The 17,038-nt window shown below is 66.6% G+C and carries 14 protein-coding genes; 8 read left to right on the forward strand and 6 right to left on the reverse strand.

The genetic code is table 11. The features are described 5' to 3' along the window. Positions 1-26: 26 nt before the first annotated feature. A complete protein-coding gene (gene plsB, locus A9179_RS05340) occupies positions 27-2,513 on the reverse strand; it encodes a glycerol-3-phosphate 1-O-acyltransferase PlsB (protein ID WP_187804799.1) in 2,487 nt (828 codons plus the stop codon). Between the two features lie 239 nt (positions 2,514-2,752). Here plsB and A9179_RS05345 point away from each other — a divergent pair, with 239 nt between their 5' ends. The 5 genes from A9179_RS05345 to A9179_RS05365 all read left to right on the forward strand — a co-directional run bounded on the left by A9179_RS05345 (position 2,753) and on the right by A9179_RS05365 (position 7,731). Next, entirely contained in the window at positions 2,753-3,676 is a 924-nt protein-coding gene (locus A9179_RS05345) for an ABC transporter ATP-binding protein (RefSeq protein ID WP_187804800.1), read from the forward strand. Then, entirely contained in the window at positions 3,673-4,407 is a 735-nt protein-coding gene (locus tag A9179_RS05350) for an ABC transporter permease (RefSeq protein WP_187804801.1), read from the forward strand. Before A9179_RS05345 ends, A9179_RS05350 begins: the two co-directional genes overlap by 4 nt. Positions 4,408-4,409: 2 nt before the next feature. Then, positions 4,410-6,224 carry a Gldg family protein gene (locus A9179_RS05355; RefSeq protein ID WP_187804802.1) on the forward strand — a complete coding sequence of 605 codons (1,815 nt, stop codon included), beginning with the start codon at positions 4,410-4,412 and terminating at the stop codon, positions 6,222-6,224. 82 nt (positions 6,225-6,306) lie between these two features. Continuing rightward, positions 6,307-7,293: a DUF4340 domain-containing protein gene (locus A9179_RS05360; RefSeq protein WP_187804803.1), complete on the forward strand. Its 987-nt coding sequence runs from the start codon at positions 6,307-6,309 to the stop codon at positions 7,291-7,293. 228 nt (positions 7,294-7,521) lie between these two features. Next, positions 7,522-7,731 carry a cold-shock protein gene (locus A9179_RS05365; RefSeq protein ID WP_137974306.1) on the forward strand — a complete coding sequence of 70 codons (210 nt, stop codon included), beginning with the start codon at positions 7,522-7,524 and terminating at the stop codon, positions 7,729-7,731. 178 nt (positions 7,732-7,909) lie between these two features. Here A9179_RS05365 and A9179_RS05370 read toward each other — a convergent pair whose 3' ends face one another. The 5 genes from A9179_RS05370 to A9179_RS05390 all read right to left on the reverse strand — a co-directional run bounded on the left by A9179_RS05370 (position 7,910) and on the right by A9179_RS05390 (position 14,247). Further along, positions 7,910-8,281 carry a hypothetical protein gene (locus A9179_RS05370; RefSeq protein WP_187804804.1) on the reverse strand — a complete coding sequence of 124 codons (372 nt, stop codon included), beginning with the start codon at positions 8,279-8,281 and terminating at the stop codon, positions 7,910-7,912. Positions 8,282-8,284: 3 nt separating this feature from the next. Next, a complete protein-coding gene (locus A9179_RS05375) occupies positions 8,285-9,097 on the reverse strand; it encodes a putative RNA methyltransferase (protein WP_187804805.1) in 813 nt (270 codons plus the stop codon). Next, complete coding sequence (dapE, locus tag A9179_RS05380) at positions 9,094-10,233, reverse strand: succinyl-diaminopimelate desuccinylase (protein WP_187804806.1); 1,140 nt, start codon at positions 10,231-10,233, stop codon at positions 9,094-9,096. Before dapE ends, A9179_RS05375 begins: the two co-directional genes overlap by 4 nt. Positions 10,234-10,323: 90 nt before the next feature. Next, entirely contained in the window at positions 10,324-12,921 is a 2,598-nt protein-coding gene (locus A9179_RS05385; protein WP_187804807.1) for a glycosyltransferase, read from the reverse strand. Between the two features lie 177 nt (positions 12,922-13,098). Then, complete coding sequence (locus A9179_RS05390; RefSeq protein ID WP_187804808.1) at positions 13,099-14,247, reverse strand: iron-containing alcohol dehydrogenase; 1,149 nt, start codon at positions 14,245-14,247, stop codon at positions 13,099-13,101. A gap of 103 nt (positions 14,248-14,350) precedes the next feature. Between A9179_RS05390 and tcdA the strand changes: the two genes are divergently transcribed. The 3 genes from tcdA (at position 14,351) to A9179_RS05405 (ending at position 16,945) form a co-directional block, all read left to right on the forward strand. Next, positions 14,351-15,163: a tRNA cyclic N6-threonylcarbamoyladenosine(37) synthase TcdA gene (gene tcdA / locus A9179_RS05395; protein WP_187804809.1), complete on the forward strand. Its 813-nt coding sequence runs from the start codon at positions 14,351-14,353 to the stop codon at positions 15,161-15,163. Positions 15,164-15,276: 113 nt separating this feature from the next. Beyond that, a complete protein-coding gene (locus A9179_RS05400) occupies positions 15,277-16,407 on the forward strand; it encodes an alpha/beta hydrolase (RefSeq protein WP_187804810.1) in 1,131 nt (376 codons plus the stop codon). A gap of 76 nt (positions 16,408-16,483) precedes the next feature. Continuing rightward, entirely contained in the window at positions 16,484-16,945 is a 462-nt protein-coding gene (locus A9179_RS05405) for a YehS family protein (protein ID WP_187804811.1), read from the forward strand. Positions 16,946-17,038: the final 93 nt, after the last annotated feature.

The raw sequence follows: 17,038 nt of genomic DNA on the forward strand, positions 1-17,038 counted from the left end.
GCGGCCCCGGTGCGGGAGTGGCGGGCTTACGCCGTTTCGCTGCGGTCTTCGTCGCGCTCCAGCGCCACCTGGCGGATCGACAGGCGTATCTCCGCCGGCAGCACGCGCTTGGCCGCACCTTCGGCCAGGCCGTCGAGCTGCGGATGGTGGCTGAGCTTGCCGGCGCTGTCCTGGCGCAGCACGCCTTCGTCGAGCAGGGTCTGGATGAAGTGGCGGAACAGGCTCTTGTCGAAGAACTCCGGGGCGTTCAGGCCATGCAGGATCGACAGGCGCTGGGCCATCACCACGCAGAGGTTCTCCAGTTCCTCGGCCGACAGCACGTTCTGCCCGGCGTTGCTCAGCAGAGCGGTGGCCATGTAGAAGCGCTGCAGGGTCTGCACGATGGCGCGGGCCAGCAGGGTCAGCAGGACGAACTGGCGCGAGCTGGGTGCCGGGCGGATATAGACGTCGTCTTCGCAGCGCAGCAGGCCCTGTTCAACGAAGGCCGCCAGCCACTGGTCGACCACGCCTTCCAGCTCCTCGCGCGACCAGCGGATGAACAGCTCGGACTGCAGGTACGGATACAGCGCCGTGGTGTAGCGCAGGATCTGTTCGCGGCTCATCCGCGAGCTGCTCTGGAAGAAGCTCGCCAGCAGCGCCGGCAGGGCGAAGATGTGCAGCACGTTGTTGCGGTAGTAGGTCATCAGGACGGCGTTCTGCTCGTCCAGATAGAGGATCTTGCCCAGGGAGTCCTTCTGCTCGGCCAGCAGATCCATGCTCTGCACGTAGCGGATCAGCGCGGCGCCGTCGCCTTCCGGCAGGGTCGCATGGGGCGAGTAGGGCACCTGGCGTAGCAGCGCCAGGTACAGGTCGAGCACCCGTACCAGGCTCTTCTCGTCCAGCGCCAGCTTAGCTGTCGAGAGCAGGGCCAGGCCGACCAGGTTGACCGGGTTGACCGCCGCCGCCTCGTTGAGGTGCTGGGCCACGCGCTCGCCGAGGCGGTTGGTGGTGCTGTTCAGCCAGTCCGGGCGGAACTGCGTGCCGTAGTCCTGGCTGCGCCAGTCCGGCTGCTCGGCATCGAGGAACTCGGCCAGCTTGATCGGTTCGCCGAAGTTGACCCAGACGCTGCCGAAGCGCTGCTTACGGATGGCGCTGATGACCTTGAAGATGTCGAAAATCGACTCCTTCTTCTTCGCCGCGCCGCGCAGCTCGCCCAGGTAGGTGCGGCCTTCCAGTACCCGCTCGTAGCCGATATAGACCGGCACGAACACCACCGGCAGGCGGCTGGAACGCAGGAAGCTGCGCAGGGTGATGGCCAGCATGCCGGTCTTCGGCTGCAGCATGCGCCCGGTGCGCGAGCGCCCACCCTCGACGAAGTACTCCACCGGGAAGCCGCGGCTGAACAGGGTGTGCAGGTATTCGTTGAATACCGCGGTGTACAGCGGGTTGCCCTTGAAGGTGCGGCGCATGAAGAAGGCGCCGCCGCGGCGCAGCAGGCCGCCGATCACCGGCATGTTGAGGTTGATCCCGGCGGCGATGTGCGGCGGGGTCAGGCCGTTGCGGAACAGCAGGTAGGACAGCAGCAGGTAGTCGATATGGCTGCGGTGGCAGGGCACATAGATCACCTCGTGGCCGTGGGCCACTTCACGCACGGCCTCGATATGGTTGACCTGGATGCCTTCGTACAGCTTGTTCCAGAACCAGCTGAGCACCGTTTCGAGGAAGCGGATGGCGGTGTAGGTGTAGTCCGAGGCGATCTCGTTGCCGTAGCGCAGGGCCTGGCTCTCGGCCTTTTCCACGCTGATCTTCTCGCGCTCGGCCTCGTCGAGGATCGCCTGGCGCACTTGCGGGCCGTGCACCAGGCCCTTGACCAGGTTGCGCCGGTGCGACACGTCCGGGCCGATCACGGCGGACTTCAGGTTGCGGAAGTGCACCCGCAGGATGCGCTGCACCATGCGCTGGGTGCGCTCCAGGCCCTTGTCCTGGGCCAGCAGCTCGCGCAGGTGGATGGGGGCGGAGAACTGCACACGGGTCTTGCGCCCGAGGATCAGGATGCTGACCAGCTTGCGCAGGCGCCCGGTAACCGCCCAGCTGTCGGCGAACAGCAGCTTCCACGGGCTGGTCTCGCGATCCGGCGACTGGCCCCAGAACACGCTGACCGGGACGATCTGTGCGTCATCCAGGGCATTGCGGTCGAGGGCGGCGAGGGTGCGGATCAGCGCCGGCGGCGCGCCGCGCTTGTCCTGGCCGCCGAACCAGCCCGGCTCGGGAGTCAGGTAGAAGAAGGCGGCGGCTTCGCTCTGCTCGCCAATGGTCACCGGCAGCACCGGGCGCGGCAGGCCGGCCTTGCTGCATTCCGTATCGACCACCGCCAGGTCGCTCGCCGACGGCTGCTGCAGCACGTAGAACACCGGCTTGCTGCGATCCAGCTTGAGGGTGAAGGCGGACTGGTTGATGGTTTCCGAGCGCACCCAGAGATAGAGCAGGCGGCGCAAGGCACCAAAGGCAAGACGGCGGAACGGGGAGCGGGTCATACGGGCTCTTGGCGGCACTGAAGCGAGCATTTGCTCGGGGGCGCTAGTTTGCCGTATCGCCCGGCCTGCGGCAAAACCGTTCTGTCCGGTTCTGGCAGTGAACAGGTGTGCAACTTTCGGTAATTGCCGTTGTCTTGCTTTGCCAGCGGCGGACTTCTTATAGTCCGGGCGCATTTGTGTGGCCCGTTCGAGTGCTGCATGCCAGACAGGACGAGCCTTTATCGCGACGGTGAGAGGCCATGATCGAAATAAGAAACCTGACCAAGCGTTTTTCCGGGCACACGGCCGTCGACGGCCTGAGCTTCACAGTCCAGCAGGGGGAAGTGCTGGGCTTTCTCGGCCCCAACGGCGCCGGCAAATCCACCACCATGAAGATGCTCACCGGCTTTCTCGCGCCGACTTCCGGCACGGCTAGCGTGCTCGGCTTCGACATCCAGCGCCAGACCCTCAAGGCCCAGCGGCAGATCGGCTACCTGCCGGAAGGCGCGCCCTGCTATGGCGACATGACGGTGCGCGGTTTCCTCGAGTTCATCGCCGAGATCCGCGGCTACCGCGGCGCCGAGAAGCGCTCGCGGGTCGAGCGCGCGGTGGCTCAGGTGGAGCTGGACAAGGTACTCGGCCAGTCCATCGATACCCTGTCCAAGGGCTTCAAGCGCCGCGTCGGCCTGGCCCAGGCGATCCTGCATGATCCCAGGGTGCTGATCCTCGACGAACCCACCGACGGCCTCGATCCGAATCAGAAGCACCAGGTGCGCGGGCTGATCCAGAGCCTGGCCCAGGACAAGATCGTGATCATCTCCACCCATATCCTCGAAGAAGTCAGCGCCGTGTGCACCCGCGCGGTGGTGATTGCCAGCGGCAAGCTGGTGGCCGATGGCACCCCGCTGGAGCTGGAAAGCCGCTCGCGTTACCACCAGGCAGTGACCCTGGTCAGCCGCGACGTGCTGGATCAGGCCGCCCTGGCTGCCCTGCCGGGGGTAGCCGGAGTCGAGGAGAACCGCGTGGACGGCAGCCTCACCGTGCTGGCCCAGCCGGGCCAGGTGATCTTCCCGCAGGTCAACGCGCTGATTCACCAGCGTGGCTGGCAGGTGCAGGAGCTTGACGTGGAGCGTGGTCGTCTCGATGAAGTGTTCCGTAGCCTGACCCGGGGAGAAGCGGCATGAAGCAGTTGCCGGTGATTTTCAAACGCGAGCTGGCCAGCTATTTCGCCACGCCGCTGGCGTACGTGTTCATCCTGATCTTCCTGGTGCTGTCCGGGGTCTTCACCTTCTACCTGGGCGGTTTCTACGAAGGCGGCCAGGCCGATCTCAAGGCCTTCTTCAGCTTCCACCCCTGGCTCTATCTGTTCCTGGTGCCGGCCCTGGCCATGCGCCTGTGGGCCGAGGAGCGCAAGTCCGGCTCCATCGAGCTGCTGATGACCCTGCCGATCACCCGTTTCGAGGCGGTCACCGGCAAGTTCCTCGCCGCCTGGGTGTTCGCCGGCATCGCCCTGCTGCTGACCTTCCCGATGATCATCACGGTCAACTACCTGGGCCAGCCGGACAACGGCGCCATCGTTACCGCCTACCTGGGTAGCTGGCTGCTGGCCGGGTCGTATCTCGCCATCGGCTCGTGCATGTCGGCACTGGCCAAGAACCAGGTGATCGCCTTCATCCTCGCGGTCAGCGCCTGCTTCCTGTTCATCGTCAGCGGCTTCCCCATGGTGCTGGATGCCTTCACCGGCTGGGCGCCGCAGTGGCTGCTGGATGCGGTGGCCTCGCTGAGCTTCCTGACCCGTTTCGAGGCGATCAGCAAGGGCGTGATCGACCTGCGCGACCTGCTGTATTTCATCACCCTGATGGCCGCCTGGCTTGCCGCCACTGCCATCGTGGTCGATCTGAAGAAGGCTGACTGAGCATGAAGAAGCTGATGTATTCCGGCGCCGGCCTGTTGCTGGTGGCCTTGGCCTTCAACCTGTTTTCCGGGCTGACCCTGAGCAATGCCCGCCTCGATCTGACCGAGCAGAAGCTGTACACCATCAGTGATGGCACCAAGCAGATCCTCGGCGAGATCGATACGCCGATCGACCTTTACTTCTTCTACTCCGACAAGTCGGCCCGCGACCTGGCTGTGCTGCGCAACTACGCGGCGCGTGTGGAAGAAATGCTCAAGGCCTACGAGCGCCAGGCGAACGGCAAGATCAAGCTGCACATCGTCGACCCCGAGCCGTTCTCCGAAGAGGAAGACAAGGCCGCCAGCTTTGGCCTGCAGGCCGTGCCGGCGAACCAGAACGGCGAGCAGATCTACTTCGGCCTGGCCGGCACCAACGCCCAGGACGCCCGGCAGATCATCCCGTTCTTCCCGCTGGATCAGGAGGAGTTCCTCGAGTACCAGCTCAGCCAGCTGGTGCAGAACCTGGCCAAGCCGCAGCGGCCGGTGGTCGGCCTGCTCTCCGGGCTGCAGATCAACGGCGGCTTCGACATGATGCAGCGCCAGCCCACGGCGCCGTGGATGTTCATGGAGGAAGTGCGCCAGCTGTTCAAGATCGAGAGCCTCAAGGCCGGCATCGACAAGGTTCCGGACGATGTCTCGGTGCTGCTGCTGGTGCATCCGAAGGATCTGCCGCAGGCGACCCTGTACGCCATCGACCAGTTCGTGCTGCGCGGCGGCAAGCTGCTGGCCTTCGTCGACCCCTACAGCGAGGCCGATACCGGCATGCCGATGCTGCCGGGCGACAGTGCCGGCAAGGCCAGTGACCTGGAACCGCTGTTCAAGGCCTGGGGCCTGCGGCTGGTGCCGGACAAGGTGCTCGGCGATGGCTCCTACGCCATGTCCGTGCGCATGGGCGAGCGTGCCGTGCGCCATGCCGGCTGGCTGAGCCTGCCGCAGCGGGCGATGAACCAGGACGAGGTGAGCACCTCCGGCCTGGAAAGCATCAACGTCGCCAGCAGCGGTATCCTCGAACCGGTCGAGGGCACCCAGACCCGCTTCGTGCCGTTGTTGCAGAGCTCGGAGTACGCCATGCCTTTCGACGCGGCGCGCTTCGGCATGCTCAGCAATCCCGAGGAACTGATCCGCGACCTGCAGCCGACCGGCGAGCGCTACGTGATCGCCGCACGCATCAGCGGCCCGGTGCAGTCAGCCTTCCCCAACGGCATCGAAGGGCAGAAGGATGGCCTCAAGTCCGCCGACAACATCAACGTGATCGCGGTGGCCGACACCGACCTGCTCAGCGACCGCATGTGGGTGCAGGTGCAGGACTTCTTCGGCCAGCGCGTGCCGCAGCCGTTCGCCGACAACAGTGGCTTCGCCATCAACGCCCTGGACAACCTGTCCGGCAGCGACGCGCTGATCAGCGTGCGTTCGCGCGGGCGCTTCAGCCGCCCGTTCGAAGTGGTCGAAGCCCTGCAACGTGAGGCCGAGGCGCAATTCCGGGTCAAGGAAGAGGCCCTGCAGAAACGCCTGGCCGACACCGAGCAGAAGCTCGCCGCCCTGCAGCAGCAGGATCCGAGCAAGGCCCTGGAGCTGACCCCGGAACAGCAGGCCACCGTGCAGCAGTTCCTCGCCGAGAAGGTGCGCATCCGCAAGGAGCTGCGCGAGGTGCGTTTCCAGCTCAACTCGCGGATCGAGGATCTGGGCCGCGTGCTGAAGTTCGTCAACATTGCCCTGGTGCCCCTGCTGCTGACCCTGGCGGTGCTGGCCCTGTGGCTGTGGCGTCGGCGCAAGGCCTGACGCGGGTTGCCGCGGCCCCTGGCCGCGGCACCTTCATCGGCACCCGGCCACCACGCGGCCGGGTGATTAGGGAGAATCAAGCATGAACAGTCGAGGCTGGCTGGGCCTGGGCGGGCTGCTGCTATTGCTGCTGGCCGGCATGCTGGTGGTCGAGCGTCAGCCGCCAGCGCCATTGCCACCGGCGGCGCCCGTCGCCTGGCTAGCGGCGTTGCAGGATGCGCGGCAGCCGCTGCTGGCCATCGAAGTACGCCGTCCGGGCCAGCCGCTGGTGCGCCTGGAGCGGCGTGCCACGGGCTGGGTGCTGCCGGCCAAGGCCGAGTATCCGGCGGATCAGCAGCGGGTTGCCGAGCTGCTGCGGGCGCTCACTGCGGCGCACCAGTTGGCGCCGCGCAGCGCCCGTAGCGAGGACTATGGTCAGCTGGGCCTGGCGGTGCAGGGCGCTGTGGCGGAGCAGGGCATCCAGCTGCGTCTCGAGCGGGAGGGCGGCGCGCCGCTGCTGTTGCTGATCGGCAAGACGGAGCAGGGCGGTCAGCTGGTGCGGCGGGCGGACGAGGCGCAGAGCTGGCTGATCGACCAGCTCATCGAGCTGCCGGCCAACGAACTGCAGTGGCTGGATCGGCGGGTCACCGCGATTCCTTTCGCGGCAGTGCGCGAGCTGACCCTGCAACATGCCGACGGCGAGCGCCTGAGCCTGTTTCGCGCCACGCCGGAGCAGACCCATCTGCAGCTGCGCGAGCTGCCGGCGGGGCGCCGTTTGCTGGCCGAGGGTGCCGGCGATGACAGCGCCCGGCTGTTTGCCGACCTGCAGTTCAACGAGGTTGCACCGTTGGCGCAGATCGCCTTCAAGGGCCACGCGGCCCTGCGCTTTCGCCTCGAGGACTTCACCGGCAAGACCCTGCAAGGGGCGTTGTACCTGCAGGCGCAGCAGCCCTGGCTGGTGCTGGAGAGTGGCAGTGGCTTGGCCGCCGAGCAGCTGCCCGGGCCTCCCGGTTGGGCCTACCTGCTGGATGAACAGAGCTATCGGCAACTGGCGAAAAAGCTGACCGATATGCTCGCGCAGAAGACCTGAAAAAGCCGTGCAGGCCCCGTTTTACGGGGCTTTCAGACGGCCTAAAAAATCCCTTGGAAAGTCGAAAGCTTGTTTTATACTCGACGAGCGGTCGCATCAGGACGCCATTCGGAAGACCAGCTCCACGCTGTTCTGGCCAGGGGTCGGGAGAAGAAGAAGAACGTTTGTGCCGAGCCGTCGAAGCCCACCCGGGCAATAAAACAATATTGAGAGTCGAGGGAAGTGGTAATGGCTGATCGTGAGGTCGGAACCGTCAAGTGGTTCAATGATTCCAAGGGGTATGGCTTCATTCAACGCGAAAGCGGCCCGGACGTGTTCGTCCACTACCGCGCCATCCGCGGCGAAGGTCACCGCTCTCTGGTGGAAGGCCAGCAGGTCGAGTTCTCCGTGATCCAGGGCCAGAAAGGCCTGCAGGCGGAAGACGTGTCCAAGGTCTGAGACCGGCACAGCAAACAAAAAGGCCCGTCAGTGACGGGCCTTTTTGTTTTTCGGCGCAGGTGCTGGCTTTGGTTCCCTCGCCCTTTGGGAGAGGGCTAGGGTGAGGGTGCTGCAGATAGCTCGACGTGGCCTGGAACCCCTCACCCCCGGCCCCTCTCCCAGAGGGAGAGGGGAGTCATCAGTCGGTGCGCCAGATGATTTCCTGCTCGCCGTCGGCGTCGATCTTGATCCAGCGATCCGCCTCTTCGTCGGCTTCTTCCTCGCTCCAGCCACCGGGGGCGCAGCGCACCTGCACGCCGAGGGCGGCGAAGGCGGCGCGGGCGCAGGCCAGGTCATCGGCCCAGGGCGTGGCGTCGCTTTCCAGGTAGAGGCTGTGCCACTTGCCGACGGCCTTGGGCAGCCAGGTCACCGGTACATCGCCGGCGCGGCACTTGAAGGTCTGGCCCTGCTGGCGCCACTCGCTGACCGGGCCGATGGCCGTGCCCAGCCAGGCGGCGATGGCCTGGTGGTCGGTGTCCTTGAGGTAGATCTCGATATCGGGTTGGCGCATGGCTCAGTCCTTATCCTTTTCGATCCAATCGTAGCGAATGGACACGGTGACTTCGAAGTCTTCTCCGATCACCGCGGCGCGGCGTTCGGCGCTGGCGCGCCAGCCGTGCGGGGTCATGGCCAGCAGGTCGGCGCGGGCCTGGGCGTCGGCCAGCAGCAGGGGGAAGCTGAGGGTCTCGCTGTGGGCCAGGCGCATGCCGGCGGGAATCAGTTCCAGGTGCTTCTGGTCATCGTAGTCGCGCACTTCGTCGTACAGCTTCTGGCGCAGTTCCATCAGGTGCACGCGGGTCGGCCCCATGCGCAGCAGGCCGCCGCCGGGCTTGAGCAGGCGCTGGGCTTCCTGCCAGTCCAGCGGGCTGAATACGCTGGCCAGCAGGTCGCAGCTGGCGTCACTCAGCGGTATGCGGGCCATGCTCGCCACCAGCCAGCTCAGCCGTGGCGTACGCTTGCAGGCGCGTTTGACCGCCTCGCGGGAGATGTCCAGGGCATAGCCGTCGGCAGCCGGCAGCTGCTCGGCGAGCTGGGCGGTGTAGTAGCCCTCGCCGCAGCCGATATCCAGCCAGCGCTGCGGCGTGCGCTCGGCGGCCAGCTCGGCCAGGCGCCGGGCCAGCGGGGCGTAGTGGCCGCCGTCGAGAAAGCGCCGACGGGCCTCGACCATGGCCTGGTTGTCACCGGGGTCGCGGCTGTTCTTGTGCTGTACCGGCAGCAGGTTGTAGTAGCCCTGGCGGGCACGGTCGAAGCTGTGCCGGTTGCTGCAGGCCAGGCCGCTGTCACCGGGGCTCAGCGGTGTCTGGCAGATCGGGCAGATCAGGCTCATGCGAGCAGGTTGACCAGGGTCTGGTAATAGATCTCGGTCAGCACATCCAGATCGCTGGCCAGCACGCGCTCGTCCACCTGGTGGATGGTGGCGTTGACCGGGCCCAGTTCGACCACTTGCGTACCCAAAGTGGCGATAAAGCGGCCGTCCGAGGTGCCGCCGGAGGTCGACGGGGTGGTGTCGCGGCCGGTGATGCTCTTGATGCTGGCGGCCACCGCGTCGAGCAGGTCGCCCGGCTGGGTGAGGAACGGCAGGCCGGACAGCGCCCAGTCCAGCTGATAGTCCAGGCCGTGCTTGTCGAGGATAGCGGTAACGCGTTGCTGCAGGCCTTCGACGGTCGACTCGGTGGAGAAGCGGAAGTTGAACACCGCTTTCAGTTCACCGGGGATCACGTTGGTGGCGCCGGTACCGGAGTTGAGGTTGGAGACCTGGAAGCTGGTCGGCGGGAAGTAGGCGTTGCCGTTGTCCCAGTGCTCGGCGGCCAGTTCGGCCAGGGCCGGGGCTGCCAGGTGAATGGGGTTCTTGGCCAGGTGCGGGTAGGCCACGTGGCCCTGCTTGCCGCGCACGGTGAGGGTGCAGCCGAGCGAGCCCCGGCGGCCGTTCTTGACTACGTCGCCGACCAGGGTGGTGCTTGACGGCTCGCCGACAATGCACCAGTCGAGACGCTCGCCGCGCTCGCGCAGGCGCTCGACCACGGCCTTGGTGCCGTGGTGGGCCGGGCCTTCCTCGTCGCTGGTGATCAGGAAGGTGATGGCGCCCTTGTGGTTCGGGTAATTGGCGACAAAGCGCTCCACGGCGATGATCATCGATGCCAGGCTGCCCTTCATGTCGGCTGCACCACGGCCGCAGAGCATGCCGTGCTCGTCGATCAGGGCATCGAACGGCTGGTGCTGCCAGGCCTGCAGCGGGCCGGTCGGTACCACGTCGGTGTGGCCGGCGAAGCACAGTACCGGGCCGTCGCCGCCACGATGGGCCCAGAAGTTGTCCACCTCTTCGATCCGCATCGGCTCCACGGCAAAGCCGGCAGCCGCCAGGCGGCGCATCATCAGCTCCTGGCAGCCTTCGTCGACCGGGGTGACGGACGGGCGGCGGATCAGGTCGCAGGCAAGCTCAAGGGTGGGGGAGAGGGTGGTCATTGCAGCTCCGGAACAGCGGAATTCAGAAAGGCCGCCATCTTAAAGCAAAACGGCGGCTCAAGGCCGCCGTTTCGACAGGTCGCAGCCGGCTCAGGCCGCGCTGGCAGCCTGGTCGGCGTCTTCCTCGGCGGGCTTCGGCAGGGACGACAGCAGGGCCATGATCAGTGCCGCCAGGTAGGGCAGCGACTGCACCAGCAGGGTAGCGACCCAGAACTTCACGTCGGGCGTGCTGATGTCCTGCACCAGGCTGATGCCGATCGCCGCACCCCACAGCAGAAGCATCATGAACACTTCTTCGCGGGCTTCGGCCAGGGCCACCATGATGCCGTGGTTGCTGGCCATCTTCGGCGTGCGGAAGAACGGGATGGTCTTGGTGAAGGTGCCGTACAACACCGCCTTGGCGATGGTGTGCGACAGCGCCAGCCCGGCGATGGCCGCCTGGAACGAGCGCACCAGATCGACGCCCATCGCCTTGCGGTAGAGGAACATGATCTTGCCGAACTTGAAGAAGAACAGGGTCAGCGGCGGGATGGCGAAGATCAGCAGCGGCGGGTCGACGCGCTGCGGCACGATGATCATGCCGGCCGACCAGAGCAGGGCACCGGCGGTGAAGAAGATGTTCAGGCCGTCGGCGATCCACGGCAGCCAGCCGGCGATGAAGTGGTAGCGCTGGCCGCGGGTCAGGTGCGAATCCTGGCCGCGGAACAGGCTGCGCGCATGGCCCTTCATGATCTGGATGGCGCCATAGGCCCAGCGGAAACGCTGCTTCTTGTAGTCGATGAAGGTGTCCGGCATCAGACCACGACCGAAGCTCTCGTGGGCGTAGGCGGCCGAATAGCCTTTCTCGAAAACGCGCAGACCCAGCTCGGCATCCTCGCAGATGGTCCAGTCGGCCCACTTCAGCTCGTCCATCACGCTGCGGCGGATCATGGTCATGGTGCCGTGCTGGATGATCGCGTCGCGGTCGTTGCGGGTCACCATGCCGATGTGGAAGAAGCCCTTGTACTCGGCGTAGCAGAGCTTCTTGAAGGTGCTTTCGTTGCCGTCGCGGTAGTCCTGCGGCGATTGCACCACGGCGATCTTCGGATCGCTGAAGTGCGGCACCATGTGCTTGAGCCAGTTCTTGTTGACGCAGTAGTCGGAGTCGATCACCGCGACCACTTCGGCATCCGGCGCGGTGTGCGGCAGGATGTAGTTCAGCGCGCCGCCCTTGAAGCCCTCGATGGGCGCCACGTGGAAGAAGCGGAAGCGCGGGCCGAGTTCTTCGCAGTAGGCCTGCACCGGTTCCCAGACCTTGGGATCCTTGGTGTTGTTGTCGATGATGATGACTTCGTAGTCCGGATAGTCCAGGGCGGCCAGGGCATCCAGGGTCTGTTTCACCATCTCCGGCGGTTCGTTGTAGCAGGGCACGTGGATCGACACCTTGGGCCGGTAGGCGGTGTCGGCCAGCACCGGCAGGAACGGCCGGCGGCGCTTGCGCGTCCAGGCGGTTTCGGCCAGCTCGTGGGCTTCGGTGAGCAGGACGATAAATACGCCCAACGCACCTATACCCAGCAGGCCGCCGACGGTCAGGCTGAACCAAGTGCTGTACTGCTGGCTGTAGTCGTAGGCGATCCACACCAGGGCGGAGCCGCCGACGAAAGCGACGAAGGTCAGGAAGGTGCGCCCGCGCTGGCGCAGCGAGCTGCCGTCGATCAGCATCAGGGCCAGGGCCAGCAGGGCCAGTACCACCGAGCCGACGGCCAGCATGCGCCATTGCGGAATGGCGACCACCGGGCCTTCGAAGGCGAACTTGGGCTGGCGGTCGAGGTTGTACACGCCCCAGTAGGCGCCCACCGAGCCTTCGTCGCCGGCTTTCCACGGCTGGTCGAAGGCTTCGATGACGAAGTAGTTGTAACCCTTGGCGTTCAGCGCGTTGACCAGGGTGCGCAGGTAGATCGCCTGATCCGCCTGGGAGGCATCGGCGCCGCCACGCATGCGACCGTTGCTCGGCCAGCCGACTTCGGACAGCAGCAGCGGTTTTTTCGGGAACAGTTTCTTCAGGTCACGGGCGCGTTCGAGGACGAACTGGGTGGAGTCCTCCATCGGCACGAACTCCCAGTAGGGCAGCACATGGGCCGCCACCAGGTCGGTGTGCTTGGCCAGCTCCGGGTATTCCTGCCAGATGTGCCACTGCTCGGAGGTGGTGACCGGCACCTTGACGGCGGCGCGCACCCGGTCGAGGTACTCGATCAGGTGGTCGACGGTGATTTCGCGGCGGAACAGCGCCTCGTTACCAACCACCACGCGCACGACGCTGCGCGAGTCGTTGGCGATCTCGATGGCCTTGGCGATCTCGCGCTCGTTGCGTTCTTCGTCCGGGCTGATCCAGATACCCAGGGTCACGCGCAGGCCGAATTCCTCGGCCAGGCGCGGGATATCGGCCAGGGTACCATCCACCGAATAGGTACGGATGCTGTCGGTCTGCTTGCTCAGCAGCTCGAGGTCGGCGCGGATCTGCTCATCGTTGGGGTAGATGTTGCGCTGCGGGTCTTGCCCGGCGCGGAACGGCGAGAAGGAGAAGCCGGAGATCTGCTCTGGCCAGTCCGGGGCGGTGACCGGTCGGTTGTAGAGTGCCCAGATACCGGTGAACAGCGCGGCGACTGCCACGAAGACCACCAGATTGAGTCCGAATTTGCGCGTTGGCATAGCTGTTATCAGGTTCCGCAGGGTGGAACAGGGGAAAGGGCCGGCGGACGCCGGTCGGCGCGCATGCTACTCCGCTGCCGATTACCTGTATAGCATCGCTGGGGCCGCGGTTGGCGGGCTTTGGCGGGGCCGGGGCTTTGATCCGCAAATCGCCGGGCAAGTTCGCTCGGGCACCGTTCAGAGGGCGCGCAAGAGGATGCGTTCGCAGGTGGCCAGGTCGATCTCCTGCTGCTCGCCGAGGGCGGTGATGCCATGGCGCTGCAGCTGGGCCAGCACCTCGGGCACCACCTCGGCGTCCAGGCCGTGGGCCGACAGGCGGGTGGCCAGGCCCATGCGGCGGAAAAACCCTTCGGTGGCGGCGATGGCCGCATCGATGCGCTGCTCGGCCGGGCCGTGCAGGCCCCAGACCCGCTGGGCGTATTGCAGCAGCTTGGCGCGCTTGGCCTCGCGGCGTTCGGCGAGCAGGGCGGGGAGGATGATGGCCAGCGTCTGGGCATGGTCGAGGTGGTAGAGCATGGTCAGCTCGTGGCCGATCCGGTGGCTGCTCCAGTCCTGCGCCACGCCGCAGCCGAGCAGGCCGTTCAGGGCCTGGCTGGCGCACCACATGAGGTTGGCGCGCACCGCATAGTCCTCGGGGTTGACCAGGGCCTTGGGGCCTTCCTCGATCAGGGTCAGCAGCAGGCCCTCGGCGCAGCGATCCTGCAACGGCACGTGGCCGCTGCCGGCGAGGTACTGCTCCAGGGTGTGCACGAAGGTGTCGACCACGCCATTGCCGGTCTGTCGCGGCGGCAGGCTGAAAGTGGTGCACGGGTCGAGGATGGCGAAGCGCGGGAACAGTCGCGGGCTGGCAAAGGCCAGGCGCTGCTGGCGCGCGGCGTGGCTGAGCACGCCGCTGCCGTTGCTTTCCGAGCCGGTGGCGGGAAGGGTCAGCACGCAGCCGAGCGGCAGGGCGCGGTCGATGCGGGTGCCGTCGAGCAGGTCGCAGGGATCGCCGGGGTAGACGCTGGCGGCGGCGATGAACTTGCTGCCGTCGATCACCGAACCGCCGCCGACGGCGAGGATGAAGTCGCATTCCTCGCTGCGCGCCTGGGCCACCCCGCGCAGCAGGCTGGCGTACTGCGGGTTGGCCTCGATACCGGCAAAGCGGCTGATCCGATGGCCTTGCAGCGCCTGCTCGACCTCCTGCCACACGCCGTTCTGCAGGATGCTGCCGCCGCCATGGCAGACCAGCACCCGGCTGCCGGCGGGGATGTGCTGCGCCAGGCTGGCGATCTGTCCGGCGCCGAACAGGATGCGCGTAGGGTTATAGAAGCTGAAGTTGCGCATGGCGGACTCCGCTTGCGGTCTCCCTGCACTATAGCGAAGTGCCTGGCTGGGGCATTTGTCTCCAGGGCTCTATAATGCCGGCCGGTTTTCGAGGTGAGTGACGATGACGACAGACGACCCGCGTTTCGGTGGCATAGCCCGGCTCTACGGAGCGGAGGGCCTGCAGCGTCTGCAGGCGGCCCATGTGGCGGTGGTCGGCATCGGCGGCGTGGGTTCCTGGGCGGCCGAGGCCCTGGCCCGCTCCGGGGTGGGCGAGATCTCCCTGTTCGACCTGGATGACGTCTGCATCACCAATACCAACCGCCAGGTGCACGCCATCGAGGGCGCGGTGGGCAAGGCCAAGGTCGACGAAATGGCGGCGCGCATCCGCGCCATCAACCCGGCCTGCACCGTGCATGCGGTGGCCGACTTCGTCACCCGCGAGACCATGGCCGAATACATCACCGAGCAGCTGGATGCGGTGATCGACTGCATCGACAGTGTGGCGGCCAAGGCCGCGCTGATCGCCTGGTGCAAGCGGCGCAAGATCCAGATCGTCACCACCGGCGGTGCCGGCGGACAGGTCGACCCGACGCAGATCCAGGTCGCCGACCTCAACAAGACCTTCAACGATCCGCTGATTGCCAAGGTGCGCAGCACCCTGCGCCGCGACTACAACTTCTCGCGTACACCGGGGCGTACCTACAGCGTGACCACGGTGTTTTCCAGCGAGCAGCTGCGCTACCCCAAACCGGATGGTTCGGTGTGCCAGACCAAGGCTTTCGTCGGCGAAGGGGTGAAGCTGGACTGCGCCGGCGGCTTCGGCGCGGCGATGATGATCACCGCCAGCTTCGGCATGGTCGCTGCGGCCAGGACGGTGGACAAGCTGGTGGCCGGCGCACGCCGCCCGGCCGAGCGGCGCGCCGCCCAGGGCTGAGACGCGGCTTTGTATCAGGCCCTTTACCCAGGCATTACCTTGTCCTGACCCAAGGGTGGCGGTCGGCTTGGCAGTATGGCGGCTTCGTCTGTTCCTGCCGCGGAAGCCGCTCCATGCCTGGATCCCTGTTGCGCCTGTGTCTGCCGTTCTGCCTGCTGGTGCTTGGCGCGTGCGCCGGGCATCCCGAGCCGCCGGAGGATCCGGGGGCCGCGATCGACGCCTACCTGCAGGGTGCCTATCGGCCCGCCGTGCGTCTGCCCGTACAGGGCTGGGACAGCGAGTGGACGCTGGGCAGCGAGGTGGTCGAGCTGAGCTGGCTGGCCCCGCGCGAGGCTCCGGCTGCACTGATCCTCTACCTGCCGGGGCTGGGCGAAGGCAGCCGCGCCGGCGAACAGTGGCGGCGGGCCTGGGCCGAGGCCGGCTACGCGGTGCTGTCGGTGCAGCCCAAGCGCTACGGGCGCGCCATCTATTCCAGCAGCGAAGCGCAGGCCGGGGTGTTCTACGGCCTGGCCCAGCGCAGCTATGCCGAGACGGCGCTGCGCGGGCGCCTGGCGCTGCTCGACCAGGTACTGGGCGAAGTACGCCGGCGTGCCGCGCTTGGCGAGTTCGCCGGGGTCGATCTGCAGCGGGTGGTGGTGGCCGGTTTCGACCTGGGCGCGCAGACTGCCGCAGCCCTGGCCGGCGAACGGCTTGCCGGGGCAGCTCCGGCCGCCGCCTGGCAGCCACTGGCGGCGATCCTGTTGAGTCCCTATGTAGCCAGCCCCAGCGAGCCGCAGCGTTTTGCCCAGATTGCCACGCCGCTGCTGGCGGTGACCGGGGCGCATGACGAGGATCCGTTCAACTGGGTGACCCCGGCACAGCGCCGCCAGCAGCTGTGGCACGGGTTGCAGGTGGCCGACAGCTATCAGCTGCTGATCGACGCGGCCGCTCATGCTCAGCTCAGCGGTTCGCTGGTGGCGCAGCGCAGCGGGCGACCTGGCGTGCGCCCGCCGGGTAATGGCGCGGGCCCCGGTGCGGGCAGCGGGCCCGGTGGTGGTCATGGCGGCGAGGTATTCAGTAGCCGCGCCGGCCATGGCCAGGGGCTGGAGGAGGCCTTCGATCCGCGCCAGGCGGCCAAGGTGCAGGCGGTCAGCCTGGCCTTCCTCGATGCGCGGGTGCGTCACGCGGCGGCGGCCGAGACCTGGCTGAACCAGGCCGCAGCGACCTGGCTGGCACCAGCGGCCAGTCTGGAGCGCAAACCCTAGCCTTCACGCCGTCACGGCTCGGCAGGCCGTATAATCCGGGTTTTCCCGTGCCTGCCGGCGCCATGAGACCTTCCCCATGCTCAACAACGATGTGCTGCGCAGCCTGCGCTACCTGCTGGATGTCAACGACGCCAAACTGGCGGAGATCGCCCAGCTGGCCGACTACCCGCTGAGCGAAGAGGCCGTGGCGGCCCTGCTGAAGAAGGACGACGAGCCCGGTTACCAGTCCTGTAGCGATGTGGTGCTGGCCCATGTGCTCGATGGCCTGGTGTTCTACAAGCGCGGCAAGGACGACAGCCGCCCGCCATTGCCGGTGGAAAAGCGCCTGAGCAACAACATCATCCTGAAGAAGCTGCGCGTGGCCTTCGAGCTGAAGGACGACGACATGCACGCCATCCTCCAGGCCGCCGACCTGCCGATGACCAAGGCCGAGCTGAGTGCGCTGTTCCGCAAGCCGGGGCACAAGAACTTCCGTGCCTGCGGCGACCAGGTGCTGCGCAACTTCCTGCGTGGCCTGACCAGCCGCGAGCGCGGCTGAGGCGGCTCCGACAGCCATTGGCGATCGGCGGCGGGTCGCGGGATCGGCAACAGCTTCTAAGCTCTAGTTATCGCCAGGACGTGGCTAGTTGCA

Origin of the sequence: Pseudomonas alcaligenes, assembly GCF_014490745.1 — a bacterium.
GTDB lineage: Bacteria > Pseudomonadota > Gammaproteobacteria > Pseudomonadales > Pseudomonadaceae > Aquipseudomonas > Aquipseudomonas alcaligenes_C.